The 18,860-nt window shown below is 71.1% G+C and carries 14 protein-coding genes and 1 pseudogene; 10 read left to right on the top strand and 5 right to left on the bottom strand.

The window, feature by feature from the left end; all coding sequences use genetic code 11:
* Positions 1-134: 134 nt before the first annotated feature.
* From AB0H52_RS20900 to AB0H52_RS20910, 3 genes and pseudogenes are all read right to left on the bottom strand, one after another.
* Positions 135-800, bottom strand: coding sequence for an RICIN domain-containing protein (locus tag AB0H52_RS20900; RefSeq protein ID WP_357949429.1), 666 nt, complete (start codon positions 798-800; stop codon positions 135-137).
* A 681-nt stretch (positions 801-1,481) separates the two neighbouring features.
* Positions 1,482-2,288: pseudogene (locus tag AB0H52_RS20905) on the bottom strand (serine/threonine-protein kinase); the annotation flags it as partial.
* Between the two features lie 188 nt (positions 2,289-2,476).
* Positions 2,477-3,865: a cation:dicarboxylase symporter family transporter gene (locus AB0H52_RS20910; protein ID WP_151488381.1), complete on the bottom strand. Its 1,389-nt coding sequence runs from the start codon at positions 3,863-3,865 to the stop codon at positions 2,477-2,479.
* A gap of 84 nt (positions 3,866-3,949) precedes the next feature.
* Here AB0H52_RS20910 and AB0H52_RS20915 point away from each other — a divergent pair, with 84 nt between their 5' ends.
* The 3 genes from AB0H52_RS20915 to abc-f all read left to right on the top strand — a co-directional run bounded on the left by AB0H52_RS20915 (position 3,950) and on the right by abc-f (position 8,158).
* Positions 3,950-5,533, top strand: a complete 1,584-nt coding sequence (locus AB0H52_RS20915) for a sensor histidine kinase (RefSeq protein ID WP_357949365.1) — start codon at positions 3,950-3,952, stop codon at positions 5,531-5,533.
* Positions 5,530-6,225 (top strand): response regulator, encoded by a 696-nt coding sequence (locus tag AB0H52_RS20920; RefSeq protein ID WP_151488379.1) that lies wholly within the window; start codon positions 5,530-5,532, stop codon positions 6,223-6,225. Before AB0H52_RS20915 ends, AB0H52_RS20920 begins: the two co-directional genes overlap by 4 nt.
* 295 nt (positions 6,226-6,520) lie before the next feature.
* Positions 6,521-8,158, top strand: coding sequence for a ribosomal protection-like ABC-F family protein (gene abc-f, locus AB0H52_RS20925; RefSeq protein ID WP_357949368.1), 1,638 nt, complete (start codon positions 6,521-6,523; stop codon positions 8,156-8,158).
* Between the two features lie 49 nt (positions 8,159-8,207).
* On the opposite strand, the gene dnaE is transcribed toward abc-f, so the two are convergent.
* Positions 8,208-11,738, bottom strand: a complete 3,531-nt coding sequence (gene dnaE / locus AB0H52_RS20930; RefSeq protein WP_151488377.1) for a DNA polymerase III subunit alpha — start codon at positions 11,736-11,738, stop codon at positions 8,208-8,210.
* 144 nt (positions 11,739-11,882) lie between these two features.
* Here dnaE and AB0H52_RS20935 point away from each other — a divergent pair, with 144 nt between their 5' ends.
* From AB0H52_RS20935 to AB0H52_RS20965, 7 genes are all read left to right on the top strand, one after another.
* Positions 11,883-12,515, top strand: a complete 633-nt coding sequence (locus AB0H52_RS20935) for an L-threonylcarbamoyladenylate synthase (protein ID WP_357949371.1) — start codon at positions 11,883-11,885, stop codon at positions 12,513-12,515.
* 124 nt (positions 12,516-12,639) lie between these two features.
* The gene (locus AB0H52_RS20940) at positions 12,640-12,981 is read left to right on the top strand and encodes a PadR family transcriptional regulator (protein WP_151488375.1); all 342 of its coding nucleotides are present in this window, start codon (positions 12,640-12,642) and stop codon (positions 12,979-12,981) included.
* Complete coding sequence (locus AB0H52_RS20945; protein ID WP_357949374.1) at positions 12,978-13,925, top strand: permease prefix domain 1-containing protein; 948 nt, start codon at positions 12,978-12,980, stop codon at positions 13,923-13,925. Before AB0H52_RS20940 ends, AB0H52_RS20945 begins: the two co-directional genes overlap by 4 nt.
* Positions 13,926-14,047: 122 nt before the next feature.
* A complete protein-coding gene (locus AB0H52_RS20950; protein ID WP_151488401.1) occupies positions 14,048-15,379 on the top strand; it encodes a sensor histidine kinase in 1,332 nt (443 codons plus the stop codon).
* The gene (locus AB0H52_RS20955; protein WP_151488373.1) at positions 15,376-16,074 is read left to right on the top strand and encodes a response regulator transcription factor; all 699 of its coding nucleotides are present in this window, start codon (positions 15,376-15,378) and stop codon (positions 16,072-16,074) included. Before AB0H52_RS20950 ends, AB0H52_RS20955 begins: the two co-directional genes overlap by 4 nt.
* An 81-nt stretch (positions 16,075-16,155) precedes the next feature.
* Positions 16,156-17,049: an ATP-binding cassette domain-containing protein gene (locus AB0H52_RS20960; RefSeq protein ID WP_151488372.1), complete on the top strand. Its 894-nt coding sequence runs from the start codon at positions 16,156-16,158 to the stop codon at positions 17,047-17,049.
* Entirely contained in the window at positions 17,046-18,107 is a 1,062-nt protein-coding gene (locus AB0H52_RS20965; protein WP_151488371.1) for an ABC transporter permease, read from the top strand. The genes AB0H52_RS20960 and AB0H52_RS20965 overlap by 4 nt, the downstream gene beginning before the upstream one ends.
* A 118-nt stretch (positions 18,108-18,225) precedes the next feature.
* Here AB0H52_RS20965 and AB0H52_RS20970 read toward each other — a convergent pair whose 3' ends face one another.
* Complete coding sequence (locus AB0H52_RS20970; RefSeq protein WP_151488370.1) at positions 18,226-18,852, bottom strand: DUF402 domain-containing protein; 627 nt, start codon at positions 18,850-18,852, stop codon at positions 18,226-18,228.
* Positions 18,853-18,860 lie beyond the last annotated feature (8 nt).

Below are 18,860 nucleotides of genomic sequence, written 5' to 3' on the forward strand. Positions count from 1 at the left end.
CCCTCAACCCACACCCCTACAACTCCATCTCCTCGAACTCCTCGACATCGACCCACTCGAGTGGTGTTGACAATCAGCCACGTGCGGAATGCAGGGCTAGCGGGGCAGACCCAATCCGTGACCGGCATGTGCGCTCAACTGGTCCGCCATTTCTGATTGGATTTGCCATTGCACTGCCAGATCTGCAGCCGGGCACCGTTGTCGGTGTTCGCGTCGAGCACGTCAACGCACTTGGTCGCCTGGATGTTGACCAGGTCGTGGGCCTTGTTCAGGTTGAACCTCTGCGAACTGGCGCCGGAGCAGTCGGCCAGTTGAACGGCAGCACCCTCCGCGGTGGAGTGACCGGCGACGTCCAGGCACTTGCCCATCGAGCGGACCGTACCGTCACCGGGGAAAGTCCACAGCTGCGTCGCCGTCCGACTACAGTCCCCGATCTGAAGTCGGACACCGGCCGTGGCGTTGCCGCCCGGAATCTCGATGCAACGATTGCTGGCGAACCCGATGATCTGCTTCCCGACGCCAGCGGCGCCCTGCGACAGGGCCGACGACTGCGGGGCCGGGGCGCCCGGGGCCGTCGCGCCGGGGCTGCCGTTTTCCGGCGCGGATTTCGCGGGCGCCGGCGAGGATGGCGCCACGGTGGGTCCCGACCGGGGGCCGCCCACCACCGGCAAGCCTTGGAAGCCGTCCGTGATCAGCGCATAAACATCCGCGCTCGCCGACCATTCGGCGGCCGAGGTGGTCCAGCCGATCGTGTACCCGTGCCCGTTCTGCCCCACGAATGCCCGACTCACCGCCCGCATCGGCGTGCCGTCCTCGTCGGTGTACGTCCACTCCCACTCGGCGGCCCGCACCTGAAAACGGAGCGCAGCGAGCCGTACCTGCCGGTAGTCGGCGTACCGCTCGCGCTCGGACGCCTCCCGCGTCCGCAGGTCGGCAGGAAGGTCCGCGGGGATGGACCGGAGTTCGTCGACGACGAGCAGCCGCCTGCCGTCCGGTTCACGGAAATCGACCCGCCCACCGTCACGCCGCGGCTGCCAGCCGTCCGGCAACGGTACGAGAAAGCGGGGATCGTCGCGGTAGTAGTGCCAACCCGCAGACGGCAGCGCCCTGAGCTCCGACAAGCCGCTCGCCGACGGGTTCACGGTCGGTGCCGCAGCCGAGCTGTCGCTCACGCCGCCGCGCAGCCCACCGTTCAGCACCGTCGCGGTCACCAGCACCACCAGCAGGAGGCCGACGGCCAACGCGCCGATCAGCCAGGTCCGACGCGTGCGCCCCGCCGTTGATACGGGCACTTCGGTAGCGCCCCGCGGCGCGGGCAGACTGACCTCGGCGGTGACCAGATCGGACACGATCTCCGGCCGGAGCACCGTACGGATGTCGTCCGTCCCGGCGATCGAACCGTCGCCGGCGCCACCCCCCGCAGCGACCGGGCCGTCAACGTTGCTGCCCTCCGGAACGTCCGGCTCGCCCAGGCCAGCGACCTGGCGGAGCAGCCGCTCAGCCTCCTCGCCACTGATCCGCTGGTTCGGATCCCGCCGCAGCAGCCCTTCAAGCAGTGGGGTCAGCTGACCCGCCCGCTGGGCTGGCGGCGGCGGCTCGGTCGCGAGCGCCGCCAGTGTGGCGATCGACGACGATCGCTGGTAGGGGGTGCGGCCCTCGACCGCCGCGTAGAGGGTGGCACCGAGCGACCAGAGGTCCGCGGCTGGGCCCACCGTCCCGTCGGTGGCTCGCTCCGGGGGGAGGAACGCTGGCGAGCCGAGCACCATCCCGGTCTGGGTCATCCGCGGGTCGCCGGGGAGGGTTGCCAGACCGAAGTCGGTCAACACCACCCTGCCGTCGTGGGCGAGCAGCACATTGGCCGGCTTGACGTCCCGATGCAGAACGCCGGCGCGGTGCGCGGCCCGCAACGCGGCCAGCACGCCCAACCCGATCCTCGCGGCGCGGGGCGCCGGTATCGGCCCCTCGGCCTTGAGTACCTCCTGCAGGGACCGGGACGGGACCAGTTCCATGACGATCCACGGGTCCTCGCCCGAGTGCAGCACGTCGAAGACCCGTACCACGTTGACGTGGCCCAGCTGGGCGACCACCCGCGCCTCGCGCATGGACCGCTCCCGCATCACCCCCCGCTCGACGTCACGCAGACCCGGCGACACCACCAACTCCTTGATGGCGACGTCCCGGTGGAGCATCTCGTCCCGAGCGAGCCACACGCGGCCCATTCCGCCCTGGCCGAGTGGACGGACCAGCCGGTAACGGTCGGCGATCAACTGTCGAGAGGCGTCAGGCACTCAGGCAAGATACTTGGGCGGTGTTTCCGCGCCCAATCCGTGCCGCAATCGAGAAGACACCAGTTGGGTACGTCACGATTGTCGCCGGCACGTAACCACCAGGCGGTGATCGGCACAAGGTCGGCGATGTGGGGGTGTCCGGTGGGCTGGATACCCCCACATCGTCGATCTGGAGTCGATCCTCCCTCTCAGGCCGGCGCCCCCGCGGGCACCGTCGCCGATTCCTCGTCGGGCCGCCGCGGCTCGGGCCCGTCGTCTTGGTCGTCGACCATGGTGGCCTCGTCGAACGGGTCGTCGCCGCGCAGGACCCCGGCCGCCCGGTCCCGGTCGAACTCGCCGGTCCAGGTTCCCACCAGCACCGTCGCCACCGCGTTGCCGGCGAAGTTGGTCAGCGCCCGCGCCTCCGACATGAACCGGTCGATGCCGACGATCAGACCGACCCCATCGACCAGGTCCGGGCGGTGCGACTGGAGGCCACCGGCCAGCGTGGCCAGGCCGGCGCCGGTGACGCCGGCCGCCCCCTTGGACGCGATCACCATGAACAGCAGCAGCGAGATCTGCTCGCCGACGGCGAGCGGCTTGCCCAGCGCGTCGGCGATGAACAGCGACGCCATGGTCAGGTAGATGGCCGTGCCGTCGAGGTTGAAGGAGTACCCGGTCGGCACGGTGATGCCGACGACCGGCTTGCTGACGCCGAAGTGCTCCATCTTGGCGATCAGCCGGGGCAGCGCCGACTCCGAAGACGACGTCGACAGGATCAGCAGGAACTCCCGGCCCAGGTAGCGCAGCAGCGAGAAGATCGAGATCCGGGCCACGAACCAGAGCAGCGCGCCCAGCACCACCAGCACGAAGATCAGACAGGTGGCGTAGAAGCCGAGCATGATCTGGGCGAGGCTCTTGAGGGCGTCCACGCCGGTCGCGCCGACCACGGCGGCCATCGCGCCGAACGCGCCGACCGGCGCCAGCCACATGATCATGGCGAGGACCTTGAACACGACCCGCTGGATGACGGCGATCGCGCCGAGCACGGGCTCACCGCGGCGGCCCAGCGCCTGCACGGCGAAGCCGACGAGCAGCGCGACCAGCAGCGTCTGGAGCACCTCGCCTTCGGTGAGCGCGGAGAGCAGGGTCGTCGGGATGACCCCGAGGAGGAATTCCGTCGTACCGCCGGCCTCGTCTCCGGCGGCGGCCTTGCCGGCGCCCGCGAGGTCCTGACCCAGGTCCAGGCCGGAGCCGGGGTGGATGATGTTGCCCACGACCAGGCCGATGGCGAGCGCCACGGTCGACATGGTCAGGAAGTAACCGAGAGCCAGACCGCCGACCTTGCCGACCTTCGCGGCCTGCCGGACCGAACCGACGCCGAGCACGATCGTGCAGAAGATGACCGGGCTGATCATCATCTTGATGAGGTTGACGAAGCCCGTGCCGATGGGCTTGAGTTCCTTGCCGAAATCGGGGGCGACCAGGCCGACCACGATGCCGGCGAGCACGGCCACGATGACGGCCAGGTACAGGTAACGAGTACGGTCCCGACGGGCCGACGGCTCCGCCGTGGTGGTGGGTGCGGTGGTGTCCATGTCGACAATGTGAAGCGCGTCTCACCGGTTGACAGCCTTGCGGTCATTCTGTTCACCGCGAAAACCCCCGAGGAGGTGTTGGAGGTGACCCGACGGCAGTGGAGCATCGCGGGGCAACTCTTCGCCCTCCAGGCGGTGGTGGTGACGCTGCTCGTGCTGGCCGGCGCGGCGGGCGCTGTCTGGCTGGCCCGCGCCGACTCCCGCCAGGCCGCGCAGGAGGAGGTGCTCGCGGTGGCGCAGACCGTGGCCAACTCCCCCGATGTCCGCGCGGCCCTCACGACCGCCGATCCCGCCCGCATCCTGCAGCCGTACGCCGAGTCGGCCCGGCACGCCACGGGCACCGACTTCGTGGTCGTGATGGCCCCCGACCGCACCCGCTTCTCCCATCCCACGCCGGAGCGGATCGGCGAGCCGTTCGTCGGCGAGATCGGGCCCGCCCTGGCGGGCCACGCGTTCACCACGACCAACGTCGGAACGCTCGGCGAGTCGGTGCGCGCGGTCGTCCCGGTGTACGACCAGCGGCGGCACATCGTCGGCCTGGTCTCGGTGGGCATCACCACCCGCGAGATCAACCGCAAGCTGCTGCGCCAACTCCCCGTGCTGCTCGGCGTCGCGGCGCCGGCGCTCGCACTCGCCGCGACCGGATCGTGGCTGCTCAGCCGCCGGCTGCGCCGCCAGACCCACGGCCTGGGCCCGGCGCAGATGACCCGGATGTACGAGTACTACGACGCGGTCCTGCACTCGGTGCGCGAGGGTCTCGTTGTGCTGACCACCGACCGGCGGGTGGCGCTGGTCAACGACGAGGGCCGGCGGCTGCTGGGGCTCGACGCCGACGAGCCGGTCACCGACCAACCGGTGACCGAGGTCGACCTGCCACCGGCGGTGGCCGAGCTGCTCGCGGCCGGCCGGGACGCCCTCGACGAGCCGCTGCTGGCCGGTGACCGGGTGCTGGTGGCCAACCAGCGGACCGCCCGCTTCGAGGGGGCGGCGCTCGGCACCGTGCTGACCCTGCGCGACCAGACCGAGCTACGCGCCCTGGCCAGCGAGCTGGACTCGGTACGCGCACTCACCCAGGCGTTGCAGGCGCAGACGCACGAGTCGGCCAACCGGCTGCACACCGTCCTCACCCTGGTGGAGCTGGGCCGGGCCGACGAGGCCGTCCGGCTCGGCACCCGGGACCTGGCCCTCGCCCAGCAGCTCACCGACCGGGTCGTCGACGCGGTCACCGAGCCGGCCCTGGCCGCCCTGCTGCTCGGCAAGTCCGCGCAGGCCGGCGAACGGGGCGTGGACCTGGTGATCGAGCCGGACTGCCACCTCGACGACAGCCCGCTGCCGACCAACGACCTGCTCACCGTCGTCGGCAACCTCGTCGACAACGCCCTGGAGGCGGTCGCCGGTACGCCCCCGCCGCGCACCGTACGGGTCTTCGTCGGCACCGTCGACGACGAGCTGGTGGTCCGGGTCGCCGACAGCGGACCCGGGTTGGCGAAGGAGCGGGTGGCGGACGCCTTCCGACGCGGCTGGTCCACCAAGAGCACCGGACGGGGGCTCGGGCTGGCGCTGATCGGGCAGGTGGTCCGCCGGCACGGCGGCAGCGCCGAGGTGACCCGCTCCGACGCGGGCGGCAGCCTGTTCACCGTCCGCCTACCGGCCCGGGGCCCACGATGACCGACATCCGGGTGCTCGTGGTCGAGGACGAGCCGCTGCTGGCCGAGGCGCACGCCGCGTACACCGAGCGGGTGCCCGGTTTCACGGTGGTGGGGGTGGCACACACGGCACGGGCGGCGATGGCGGCTCTGCGCGCCAACGACGGCGGCGACGTGGACCTCGTACTCCTGGATTTTCGGCTGCCCGACCTGCACGGCCTGGACGTCTGCCGGGCGCTGCGCGCGGCCGGCAGCAGCGTCGACGTGCTCGCCGTGACCTCCGCGCGGGACCTGGCGGTGGTGCGCACCGCGGTGTCCCTCGGGGTGACCCACTACCTGCTCAAGCCGTTCACGTTCGCAGCGTTCCGCGACAAGCTGGAGCGCTACGCGGACTACCGCGCCCAGGCGCTCGCCGACGGTGAGGTGGCCGCCCAGCACGACGTGGACCGAATGTTCGCCACGCTGCGTGGCGCCACCGGGCACAGCCTGCCGAAGGGGCTCGACGCGCAGACCCTCACCCGGGTACGCGCCGCGCTGGCCGACGGGTCCGACCCGGGGGTGGGGCTGTCAGCGACCGAGGTGAGCGCGGCGACCGGTATCTCCCGGGTGACCGCCCGCCGCTATCTGGAGTACCTGGTGACCATCGACCGCGCCCTCCGCCAACCCCGCTACGGCACCCCCGGCCGCCCCGAGGTCGAGTACCGCCCCCGCTGAGCTGACGACACCAGCCCTGAGATGCGGCCCCTGACTTCACGCGAGCAGGCCCGGGCGCGGGAACTCCGTGGCGGGGCGGAGATCCGTTGTTAGACTCGGCCCGCTGGGTCAGCGGTACGACCAGGGAGACCAGACATGGCGGGTGACGACGACATCTCCGGGTGAGACCGGACGTGTTCAGCCATCGGTTCGGCGCGCGTAGGCGCAGCCGTCGTGGCCATGTCGTCGTTCCACCGGTCCCGTTCGTCGTCGGGCGGCTTACGCACGCCCAGCCCACCCTCTGAGGTCACTCACCATGTCTGACGCTTTCGTCGTCTGCTCGAACCTGTCCTTCTCCTGGCCGGACGACACCCCGGTCTTCTCGGACCTGTCCTTCAGCGTCCCCGGCGGCCGCACCGGGCTGGTCGCGCCCAACGGCGCCGGCAAGAGCACCCTGGAGCGGCTGATCGCCGGGGAGCTGCGGCCCACCGGCGGCAGCATCACCGTCGACGGTCTGCTCGGCTACCTGCCGCAGACCCTGCCGCTGGCCGGTGACCCGGCCGTGGCGCAGGTGCTCGGCGTCGCCGAGCGGATCGCGGCGCTGCACGCCATCGAGGCCGGGGACGCCAGTGAGGCGCACTTCGCCACCATCGGCGACGACTGGGACATCGAGGAACGCAGCCGCTCCGAGCTGGACCGGCTCGGCCTCGGCGACCTGGCCCTCGACCGGCCGCTGCACACGCTCAGCGGCGGCCAGGTGGTCTCCCTCGGGCTGGCGGCGCAGCTCCTGCGCCGCCCGGACGTGCTGCTGCTCGACGAGCCGACCAACAACCTGGACGTGGCGGCCCGGCACAAGCTCTACGACGTGCTCACCGACTTCACCGGGTGCCTGCTGCTGGTCAGCCACGACCGGGAGCTGCTGGACCGGATGGATCGCATCGCCGAGCTGGAGCGCGGCGAGATCCGCTGGTACGGGGGCAACTTCACCGCGTACACCGAGGCGGTGCGGGCGGCGCGCGAGGTGGCCGAGAGCAACCTGCGCAACGCCGAGCAGGAGGTCAAGCGGGAGAGGCGGGAGATGCAGCAGGCCCGGGAGCGGGCCGACCGGCGGGCCAGCAACGCGTCGAAGAACCTGAAGAACGCCGGTCTGGCCCGGATCGTGGCCGGAGGCCTCAAGCGCAGCGCGCAGGAGTCGGCGGGCAAGGCCCAGGACACGCACTCCGCGCGCCTCGGTCAGGCCAAGGCCCGACTGGACGAGGCGGGCCGCGCGGTCCGCGAGGAGGACCGCATCGTCGTGGACCTGCCGGACACCACCGTCCCGGCCGGACGGACGGTCTTCACGGGTACGGGGATGCGGGCCCGCTTCGACGACCGGGAGTTGTTCGGCGGCGGCGGCGCCGACCTGGTGATCCGGGGCCCGGAGCGGATCGCGCTCACCGGGGCGAACGGCGTGGGCAAGTCGACCCTGCTGCGCCTCGTGCACGGCGACCTCGAACCGGCCGGCGGCGAGATCCGCCGGGCGGACGGGCGCATCGCGTACCTGTCGCAGCGGCTGGACCTGCTGGACCTCGACCGTACGGTGGCGGAGAACCTCGCCGCGTACGCGCCGAGCCTGCCGGACGCCAGGCGGATGAATCTGCTCGCCCGGTTCCTGTTCCGGGGCACCCGGGTGAACCTGCCCGTCGGGGTGCTCTCCGGCGGGGAGCGGCTACGCGCCACCCTGGCGTGTGTGCTGTGCGCCGAACCGGCGCCGCAACTGCTGCTGCTCGACGAGCCGACCAACAACCTGGACCTGGTCAGCGTCGCACAACTGGAGAGCGCGTTGACCGCGTACCAGGGGGCGTTCGTCGTGGTCAGCCACGACGAACGATTCCTCGCCGAGATCGGCGTGCAGCGCTGGTTGCGGCTGGCCGACGGCCAGTTGCGGGAGATCGCGGCCCCCGACCGGGGCTGAGCCGACGTCGCGGCCCGGCCAGGCACGCGCCGGCCGGGCCGCGGCCGGGTCAGCTCACGTTGGCCGGGCCGAGGACGCTCTTCAGGTCACCCATCAGCGCGGTCGTCGCCGCCACCCGGAACGGACCGAGCCGCAGGGTGGTGGTGCGCCCGCCGTTGAGCAGTTTGACGTGCACCTCGGTGTCGCCGGGGTGCAGCACCAGGGTCTCCTTCAGGCGTTCCACCAGCGGCGGCGTGCACCGGTGCACCGGGATGGTGAGGGTGACCGGTTTGTTGGTGGCGCTGGTGCTGACGTCCGGCATGGACATGTCCATCGCCATGATCCGTGGCGTGTCGTCGCGGCGGTCCACGCGGCCCTTGACCACCACGATGGCGTCCTCGGCGATGTACTGCCCGATCACCTCGTACGTGTTGGGGAAGAACAGCGTCTCCACGCCGCCGGCCAGGTCCTCCAGGGTGGCCGAGGCCCAGGCCCGGCCCTGCTTGGTGACCCGCCGCTGGACGCCGGAGAGGATGCCGGCGAGGGTGACGACCGCCCCGTCGGGCACCGCGCCGTCCTCGGCCAGGGAGGCGATGGTGGTGTCGGCCGCCGCGTTGAGGATGTGCTCCAGGCCGAAGAGCGGGTGGTCGGAGACGTACAGGCCGAGCATCTCGCGTTCGAAGGCCAGCTTGTCGCGTTTGTCCCACTCGCTGTCGCCGATGACCGGCATCACCGTCGTACCGCCCGTGTCGGCGTCACCGAAGCCGGCGCCGAACAGGTCGTACTGGCCGACGGCCTCCTTGCGCTTGACGTCGGCGTACGCGTCGATCGCGTCCGCGTGGACCGCGAGCAGGCCCTTGCGCGGGTGGTCGAGGGAGTCGAAGGCGCCCGCCTTGATCAGCGATTCGATGGTCTTCTTGTTGCAGACCACCGCGTCCACCTTGGACAGGAAGTCGTAGAAGTCGGTGTACTCGCCCTTCTCGTCCCGGCACCGCATGATCGAGGCGACCACGTTCGCGCCGACATTGCGCACGGCCGCCAGGCCGAAGCGGATGTCCTTGCCGACCGGGGTGAACGGTCCGGCCGAGGTGTTCACGTCCGGCGGCAGCACCTGGATGCGCATCCGGCGACACTCGGACAGGTAGAGCGCCATCTTGTCCTTGTCGTCGCCGACGGACGTGAGCAACCCCGCCATGTACTCGGCCGGGTAGTGCGCCTTCAGGTACGCCGTCCAGTAGGAGACCAGGCCGTACGCGGCGGAGTGCGCCTTGTTGAAGGCGTACCCGGCGAACGGCACCAGGACGTCCCACACCGCCTGGATGGCCTCATCGGAGTAGCCGCGCTCGCGGCAGCCGTCCCGGAACGGGATGAACTCCTTGTCGAGGATCTCCTTCTTCTTCTTACCCATCGCCCGGCGCAGCAGGTCCGCCTGGCCGAGGGTGTAGCCGGCGAGGATCTGCGCGGCGCGCTGCACCTGCTCCTGGTAGACGATCAGGCCGTGGGTGGGCGCCAGGATCTCCCGCAGCGGCTCCTCCAGCTCCGGGTGGATCGGGGTGATCTCCTGGAGGCCGTTCTTGCGCAGCGCGTAGTTGGTGTGCGAGTCGACGCCCATCGGACCGGGCCGGTACAGCGCCAGGACGGCGGAGATGTCCTCGAAGTTGTCCGGCTTCATCAACCGCAGCAGCGACCGCATCGGCCCGCCGTCGAGCTGGAACACGCCGAGGGTGTCACCACGGGCCAGCAGCTCGTAGGCGGCCGGGTCGTCCAACGGCAGGGCCAGCAGGTCGAGCTTCTTGCCGTGGTTCAGCTCGATGTTCTTGACCGCGTCGTCGATGATCGTCAGGTTGCGCAGGCCGAGGAAGTCCATCTTCAGCAGCCCGAGCGACTCGCAGGTCGGGTAGTCGAACTGCGTGATGATCGCCCCGTCGGCGTCGCGGCGCATCAACGGGATGTGCTCGATGATCGGCTCGGCGGACATGATGACGCCGGCGGCGTGCACACCGGTCTGCCGGATCAGCCCCTCGATGCCCTTCGCGGTGTCGATCACCTTGCGGACGTCCGGGTCGGACTCGTACAGGCCACGGATCTCGCCGGCCTCGGCGTAGCGGGGATGCTTCGAGTCGAAGATGCCGGTGAGCGGGATGTCCTTGCCCATCACGGCCGGCGGCATCGCCTTGGTGATCCGGTCACCCACCGCGTACGGGAAGCCCAGCACCCGGGCCGAGTCCTTGATCGCGGCCTTCGCCTTGATCGTGCCGAAGGTCGCGATCTGGGCGACCTTGTCCTCGCCCCACTTGTCGGTGACGTACTTGATCACCTCGCCGCGCCGACGCTCGTCGAAGTCGATGTCGACATCCGGCATCGAGACACGCTCGGGGTTGAGGAACCGCTCGAAGATCAGCCCGTGCGGGATCGGGTCCAGGTCGGTGATGCCCAGCGCGTACGCCACGAGGGAGCCGGCGGCCGAGCCACGACCCGGGCCCACCGCGATGCCCTGGTTCTTCGCCCACTGGATGAAGTCGGCGACCACGAGGAAGTACGACGGGAAGCCCATCTGGTTGATGACGCCCAGCTCGTACTCGGCCTGGACGACGTGCCCCTCGGGGATGCCGTTCGGGTAGCGGCGGGCCAGACCGGCGAAGGTCTCCTTGCGGAACCAGGACTCCTCGGTCTCCCCCTCCGGGACCGGGAAACGCGGCATCAGGTTGTGGAACTCGAACATGCCCTTCGGGTCGACCTTCTCGGCGACCAGCAGGGTGTTGCGGCAACCCTGCTGCCACAGCTCGGACGAGTCGACCGCGCGCATCTGGTCGGCGCTCTTGACGAAGTAGCCGCCACCCTCGAACCGGAACCGGTTGGGGTCGTCGATGTTGCTGCCGGTCTGCACGCAGAGCAGCACGTCGTGCGCGGTGGCCTGCGCCTCGTGGGTGTAGTGCGAGTCGTTGGTGACCACCGGCGGGATGTCGAGCTTGCGGGCGATCTCGGTGAGCCCGTCACGGACCCGGCGCTCGATGGAGAGCCCGTGATCCATGATCTCCAGGAAGTAGTTGTCCTTGCCGAAGATGTCCTGGTAGCTGGCCGCGACCTTGAGCGCCTCGTCGAACTGCCCCAGCCGCAGCCGGGTCTGCACCGCGCCGGACGGGCAGCCGGTGGTGGCCATGATCCCCTCGGCGTGCTCGGCGATCAGCTCCATGTCCATCCGGGGCCACTTGACGTAGTGCCCCTCCATGGACGCGCGCGAGTTGAGGGTGAACAGGTTCTTCAGGCCCTGCGCGTTCTTCGCCCACATGGTCTTGTGGGTGATCGCGCCGTTACCCGAGACGTCGTCGCTCTTCTGCTCCGGCCGGCCCCACTTGACCCGCGCCTTGTGATAGCGCGACTCCGGCGCCACGTACGCCTCGACGCCCAGGATCGGGGTGATCCCGGCGGCCATCGCCTGGTTGTAGAAGTCGTTCGCGCCGTGCATGTTGCCGTGGTCGGTGATCGCCACGGCCGGCATGCCGAGCCGGTTGGCCTCGGCGAACAGGTCCTTGAGTCGGGCCGCTCCGTCGAGCATCGAGTACTCCGTGTGCACGTGCAGATGCGCGAACGAATCGGCCATGCCTGGCGCCCCCCGGCGGTGTGGATCTAGATGGTCGGAGCCGACCGGGACCTACCCTACCGAGGTGATCTCGGCGGCTCCACCGTCCGCGCCGAGGGTGTCCCTCGTCTCCTGATCGCACCCGATGGGCCTAGGCTCTTCAGGATGGCGAGGTACTACGACGTACACCCGGAGAACCCGCAACCCCGGGTCATCGGCCAGGTCGCCGACCTGATCCGTGGCGGTGGGCTGGTCGCCTACCCGACGGACTCCTGCTACGCGCTCGGCATCCAGCTGGGCAACCGGGACGGGCTGGACCGGATCCGCGAGATCCGCCACCTCGACGACCGGCACCACTTCACCCTGGTCTGCCGGGACTTCGCGCAGCTCGGCCAGTTCGTCCAGATCAACAACGCGGTGTTCCGCCTGGTGAAGGCGACCACCCCGGGCAGCTACACGTTCATCCTGCCGGCCACCAAGGAGGTGCCGCGTCGCATGCTGCACCCGAAGAAGCGCACCGTCGGCGTCCGCGTACCCCGGCACACCGTGACCCAGGCGCTGCTCGCCGAGCTGGGCGAGCCGCTGGTGTCGAGCACCCTGGTCCTGCCCGGCGACGACGAGCCGATGACCCAGGGGTGGGAGATCAAGGAACGGCTCGACCACCAGCTCGACGCGGTGCTCGACGCGGTGCTCGACGCCGGCGACTGCGGCAGGGAACCGACGACGGTGATCGACCTGTCCGGACCCGAACCGGAGATCCTGCGCCGGGGCGCGGGAGACGTGTCCCGCTTCGAGTAACGCCAGTTCCGGTTTGCCAGCAGGGCCCGCGCCATGAGGCGCGGGCCCTGCTTCGTGGTGCCCCCCTCCGACACAACGCTGTCTTTCTAGACAACAGTGTGTGCCACACAGTATGGTGTGACGCATGGTTAGCGAGGACGTTCTACGGACGCACCTGCAGGAGTTGCGTCGAGGCACGGTCGTGGTGGCCAGCCTGGTCGCGCTCCGGCACCCGGACTACGGCTACGCACTGCTGCAACGGCTCACCGACCACGGCTTCCCGGTGGACGCCAACACGCTCTACCCGCTGCTGCGCCGCCTGGAGGACCAGGGGCTGCTGACCAGCGAGTGGAACACCGAGGAAAGCCGACCGCGCAAGTTCTACCGGACCAGCGACGAGGGCGAGTCGATGCTGAACCGGCTCCTCGATGATCTCGCCGCCGTGCAGACCTCCATCACCGGGCTCATCCAAGGAGTGGACCGATGAACACCCTGACCGACCGCTACCTCGCCGCCACCCTGCGCTCGGTGGCCGCGCCGCGCCGCAACGAGATCGCCAGCGAGCTGCGCGCCTCCATCGACGACATGATCGAGGGTCGGACCGACAGCGGTCAGGACGCCGCCACGGCAGAGCGCGAGGTGCTGACCGAGCTGGGCAACCCGGACGTGCTGGCCGCCCGGTACGCCGACCGTCGGCTGCAACTCATCGGCCCGACCTACTACCTGATCTGGCTGCGACTGCTGAAGCTCCTGCTCACCTTCATTCCGGCGCTCGTCGGCACGATCGTCACAGTGGTCGAGGTGGCGGAGGGAAAGGGCTTCGGCGCCATCGGGCCCGGCGTCGCCGTGGCCATGCAGGTGGCCGTGCAGATCACCTTCTGGCTCACCCTGACCTTCGCCATCATCGAGCGCACTCAGACTGCCGTGGACCTGCCAGAGTGGACCGTCGACCAGCTGCCCGTCGCTCCGGTGCGACGAGGCATCCCCCTCGCCGACACCATCGCCGCAGTGGTCATGCTGGTGGTGACCATCGGATACCTGACGTTGCAGCAGTTCCAGTCCTGGGTACGCGACACCAACGGCGAGAACATTCCGATCCTCGACCCGGCACTGTGGTCGTTCTGGCTGCCGGCGCTGATCGTCGTGCTCGTCGCCAGCGCGATCTTCGAGGTCGTCAAGTACCGGGTCGGACGCTGGACCTGGACGCTGTTCGGCGTCAAGGCGCTGCTCAACCTGGCGTTCTCGGTGCCGGTGATCTGGCTGGCGCTCTCCGACCGGCTGCTCAACCCGACCCTGGCCGAGCGCTTCAGCTGGCTGGCGGACACGGACAACCGCGACGTCCTCGGAGCGATCATCGTGGTGAGCACGGCCGTGATCATGATCTGGGACCTGGTCGACACCGCGATCAAGACCCGCCGCCAGACGGCATGAACGACACCCCACCCGGCGGCCCGGCGCGTACCCCGTGCCGGGCCGCCGCCCGTGCAGGTGGCCGGAGCCGCACCGCCCTGCCCGGTCTGCGGGTGGGGCGGCTGACGTGGCATCGTTCCCGGATGGCCGTCGTCGTACCGCGAGAGGAATGGCGCCGTCCCGGGCCGACGCCGCAGCAGCGCCGCAACGACGTGTGGCTCGGGCTGGCGGTGACCGGGCTGGCGCTGGCCAGCCTCACCCTGGCCCGCAGCACCGGGGCGTTCCTGCTGGGGCCACCGCCGTCCGGGCCGGAGCAGCTGCTCTGGGCCGTCGCGGTGACCCTGCCGCTGATCTGGCGCCGCCGCTGGCCGGCCGCGACCCTGCTGGCCGTCTCGGCGGCGTTCATCGCCGCGCAGGCACGATCGGCCCCGGAGACCCAGTTCTCCTCGTGGGCGCTGTTCTGTGCCCTCTACACCCTGGGCGCGTGGGGGCCCGATCACCGGTTGGCCCGCCGGCTGCGGATCGGCGTGATCGCCACGATGTTCGCCTGGCTGGGTGTGTACTACGCGGTGACGATCGACCACATCCCGCCCGACGCGTTCGCCGACGCGGTCGGGCCGGTGCCGCCGGTGCTCGCCGCGATGGTCACCGGCGTCCTGGTCAACGTGCTCGTCTTCGGGTTCGCGTACTTCTTCGGCGAGACCGCTTGGGTGGCCGCGCGGCGCGAGCACGAGCTGTGCGAACAGGCCGAGGACCTGCGCCGCTCCCAGGCCGAGGCCCGGGAACGGGCGGTGCTCGGTGAACGGGTCCGGATCGCCCGGGAGCTGCACGACGTGGTCGCCCACCACGTGTCGGTGATGGGCGTGCAGGCGTCCGCCTGCCGGCGGGTGTTCGACCGCGACCCGGGCAAGGCCCGCACCGCGCTCACCGCCATCGAGCAGAGCGCCCGCACGGCCGTCGACGAGCTGCGCCGGATGCTCGGCGTGCTGCGCGCCTCCGGCGACGCCGACGTCGAGCAGCCCACGGCCGGCGACGTCGAGCGGATCGCCGAGCTGGTCGAGCGGGCGCGGGCCGCGGGCCTGACGGCAACCCTCGGGGTGTACGGCGACCCGGTCGCGCTGCCCGAGTCGGTGTCGCAGGCGGCCTACCGGGTGACGCAGGAGGCGGTCACCAACACGCTGAAGCACGCCGGGGCGAGCCTGCTGGACGTGCGGGTCCGCTACCTGGCCCGGGAGGTGGAGGTCGACGTGACCGACGACGGGCGACCCGGTCGACCCGACGCCGCCGGGCTCGGCCTGATCGGCATGCGCGAGCGGGTCACCGCCCACGACGGCGAGTTGGAGGCCGGCCCCCGCGCCGGCGGCGGTTGGCGGGTACGCGCCCGTTTCCCGCTCGCGGACCAGCCGGCCGGCGGCCCCCGGAAGAGCACCGACGAGCGGTCGTCCGTCACCTCCGGCGCGGAGCGGTCGGCGTGAACGGCGCACCGGGTGCCCCGATCCGGGTGCTGCTCGCCGACGACCAGCACCTCGTCCGCACCGGATTCCGGATCATCCTCGAGGTGGAGGACGACATCGAGGTGGTCGGCGAGGCCGCCGACGGCGAGCGTGCCGTCACCATGGCCCGCGCCACCCGACCCGACGTGGTGCTGATGGACGTCGAGATGCCCGGGATGGACGGGCTGGAGGCCACCCGGCGGATCACCGGCGACGGGGCCGGCGCCCCGGCGGTGCTGATCCTCACCACCTTCGACCGCGACGACTACCTGTTCGCCGCCCTGCGCGCCGGGGCCAGCGGCTTCCTGCTCAAGAACGGCACACCGGAGGAACTCATCGAGGCGATCCAGGTGCTCGCCCGGGGCGACGGCCTGCTCGCCCCGGAGATCACCCGCCGGGTCATCTCCACGTTCGCCCGCCCCGGCGACCCGGCCGGCACCGCCCACCGGGGGCCGGACGCCGACGCCGCACTGCGCGAGCTGACCCCGCGTGAGTCCGAGGTGCTGGTGCTGCTCGCCGCCGGGGCGAGCAACGCCGAGATCGCCGTCACGATGCACCTCGGCGAGGCGACGGTGAAGACCCACGTGAGCCGGGTACTGGCCAAACTCGGCCTGCGCGACCGGGTCCAGGCGGTGGTCTTCGCGTACGAGAACGGGGTGGTACGCCCCGGCGGGTGACCGGTATCCGTCGCGGGACGGACCCCGCACCTCAACCCTCGGGCGGACGGCACGCGGACGTACCCGATCTAGCGTGGGCGCGTGACCAGCACGCTGCGCCTGGACGGCGTCGACCGCAGCTTCGGCGACCGGCAGGTACTCAGGAACGTCTCCTTCGAGGTGGCCGCCGGCCGGATGACCGGCTTCGTGGGCGCCAACGGCGCCGGCAAGACCACCTCCATGCGCATCATTCTCGGCGTGCTCGCCCCGGACGCGGGCGAGGTGACCTGGGGCGGTGCGAAGCTGACCCGGCAGGACCGGCGGCGCTTCGGCTACATGCCGGAGGAGCGGGGTCTCTACCCCAAGATGACCACGCGGGAGCAGGTGACCTACCTGGGCCGGTTGCACGGCCTGGACGCCCCTGCCGCCCGGCGCGCCACCGACGCCCTGCTGGAACGGGTCGGTCTCGCCGAGCGGGGTGACGACCTGCTGGAGACGCTGTCGCTGGGCAACCAGCAGCGCGCCCAGATCGCCGCCGCCCTGGTGCACGATCCGGAGGTGCTGGTGCTCGACGAGCCGTTCTCCGGGCTGGACCCGCTGGCCGTCGACACGGTCGTCGCGGTGCTGCGGGAACGGGCCGCCGCCGGTGCGCCGGTGCTCTTCTCCAGCCACCAACTCGACGTGGTCGAGCGGCTCTGCGACGACCTGGTGATCATCGCGGACGGGGGTATCCGGGCGGCCGGCAGCCGCCGGCAGCTGCGCGACACGTACACCGTGCCCCGCTACGAACTCATCGTGGCGACCGACGCCGGGTGGGTACGCGACGAGCCCGGGGTGACCCTGGTCGAGTTGGACGGCGCGCGGGCGGTGTTCGACCTGCCGGCCGGCGCCGACGAACAGCCCGTGCTGCACGCCGCCCTGGCCCGGGGCCCGGTCCGTGCCTTCCGCCCGGTCAGCCCCTCGCTCACCGAGATCTTCCGAGAGGTCACCCAGTGAACGTCACCCAGGCCACCCGGCTGGTCGCCGAACGCGAGATCCGGGTCAAGCTGCGCGACCGTACCTTCCTGTTCGGCACGCTCTTCTTCCTGCTGATCGCCGCGGCGGGCACCATCCTGCCGCCGCTGCTCTCCGGCGGGCCGGACAGCGTCGCGGTGACCGAGAGCGCGGCCGGTCCGCTGCGCGCCGCCGGTCTCGACGTCCGTGTCGTGCCCGACGACCGGGCGGCCGAGCGGGCCGTCCGCGACGGGGACACCGACGCCGCAGTGGTCGCCGGGCCGACGGTGCTCGCCATGGACGAAACCCCCGAGGACGTCGTCCGCGCGCTGAGCAGCGCACCGCCGGTACGGTTGCTCGACCCGGACGCGGTCGACCCGGTGGTGGCGTTCCTGGTGCCGTTCGTCTTCGCGTTCGTCTTCTTCATCACCTCGCAGACCTTCGGCGTGCAGATCGCGCAGAGCGTCATCGAGGAGAAGCAGACCCGGATCGTGGAGATCCTGGTCGCCGCCGTACCGGTCCGGGCGCTGCTGGCCGGCAAGGTCGTGGCGGGGGCGCTGCTGGCGCTGGGTCAGATCGCGCTCATCGCGGTGGTGGCGGTACTCGGACTACAGCTCGGCGACAGCGGGGGCCTGCTCACCCTGCTCGCACCGGCGATCGGCTGGTTCGTGCCGTTCTTCCTGCTCGGATTCGTGCTGCTCGCCGCGATGTGGGCGGCGGCCGGCGCCCTGGCGAACCGGCAGGAGGACATCGCCGCCGTGTCGACGCCGGTGCAGTTCGCCGTCATGCTGCCGTTCTTCGCGGTGATCTTCCTGAACGACAACGACACCGCGATGCGGGTGCTGTCCTACCTGCCGTTCTCCTCGCCGACGGCCATGCCGCTGCGCCTGTTCACCGGGGACGCGGCCGCGTGGGAGCCGATCGTCTCGCTGGCCGTCCTGCTGCTCGCCGCCGGTGCGTTCCTGGTCGCCGGCGCCCGGGTGTACGAGGGGTCGCTGCTGCGGACCAACGGCCGGACGTCGCTGCGCACCGCGTGGCGGGAGCGGGAGACGATCGGCTGAGCCGACGCCGCGCCTCCGCGGGCGCCGATGGCCGAAGCGCTGGTCGAAACCTGCACCGGCGGCGCGGACCAGGTGTTCCTGGTCGACGCCCTCCCGGAACGCTGACCGCCCCACCGGGTCAGCGGGCCGGGGGCACCCGGTCCCAGCCGGCGGGCAACGGAGACGCCGACCAGGCGGGGTCGGGCTCCCACTGCGCCCAGCCCTCGTCCCACCAGAGCTGCCCCGCGTCGAGCAGCGCCGCGATCCGGTCACCCTCGGCCCGAATGGCGTCCGCCATGCCCGGGTAGCGCCCCTCGACGAGGCGCTGGGCGAACATGTCCACGTCCTTCCAGACGTACCGGTCGGCGTCCGCCGCCCACCACAGGTCCAGCTCGTGGTCGAGGGTGTCCACCCCGATCGGCGTACGCCGCACCGGGTCCTGGAGGTTGAAGTACCAGCCGGCGAAGTCGCGCCCCGGGCCCGTCCAGAACACGTCGACCGAGTGCGCCTCGCCGGGGCGTTGCAGCATCACCTTGCCGTGCCCCGACCAGGCGCGGTGCCCGGCGGTTTCCCACGGATGCCGCCCACAGGGGAACGTACCCGTCTGCGGGAAGCCGAACTCGGCACCCGGCGGGAGGTAGAGGGCGAGCAGGTCGGGCGAATCCTCGACACAGATCGTCGGGCAGCCGAACCAGACCTCGCCCCGAAGGACCTCGCGCCGGACGACCACATCGCCCGGCGCGTACCGGCGCACCGTCGTTTCCATGACCCCGA

This window comes from Micromonospora sp. NPDC050695 (assembly GCF_040654415.1).
Taxonomy (GTDB): domain Bacteria; phylum Actinomycetota; class Actinomycetes; order Mycobacteriales; family Micromonosporaceae; genus Micromonospora.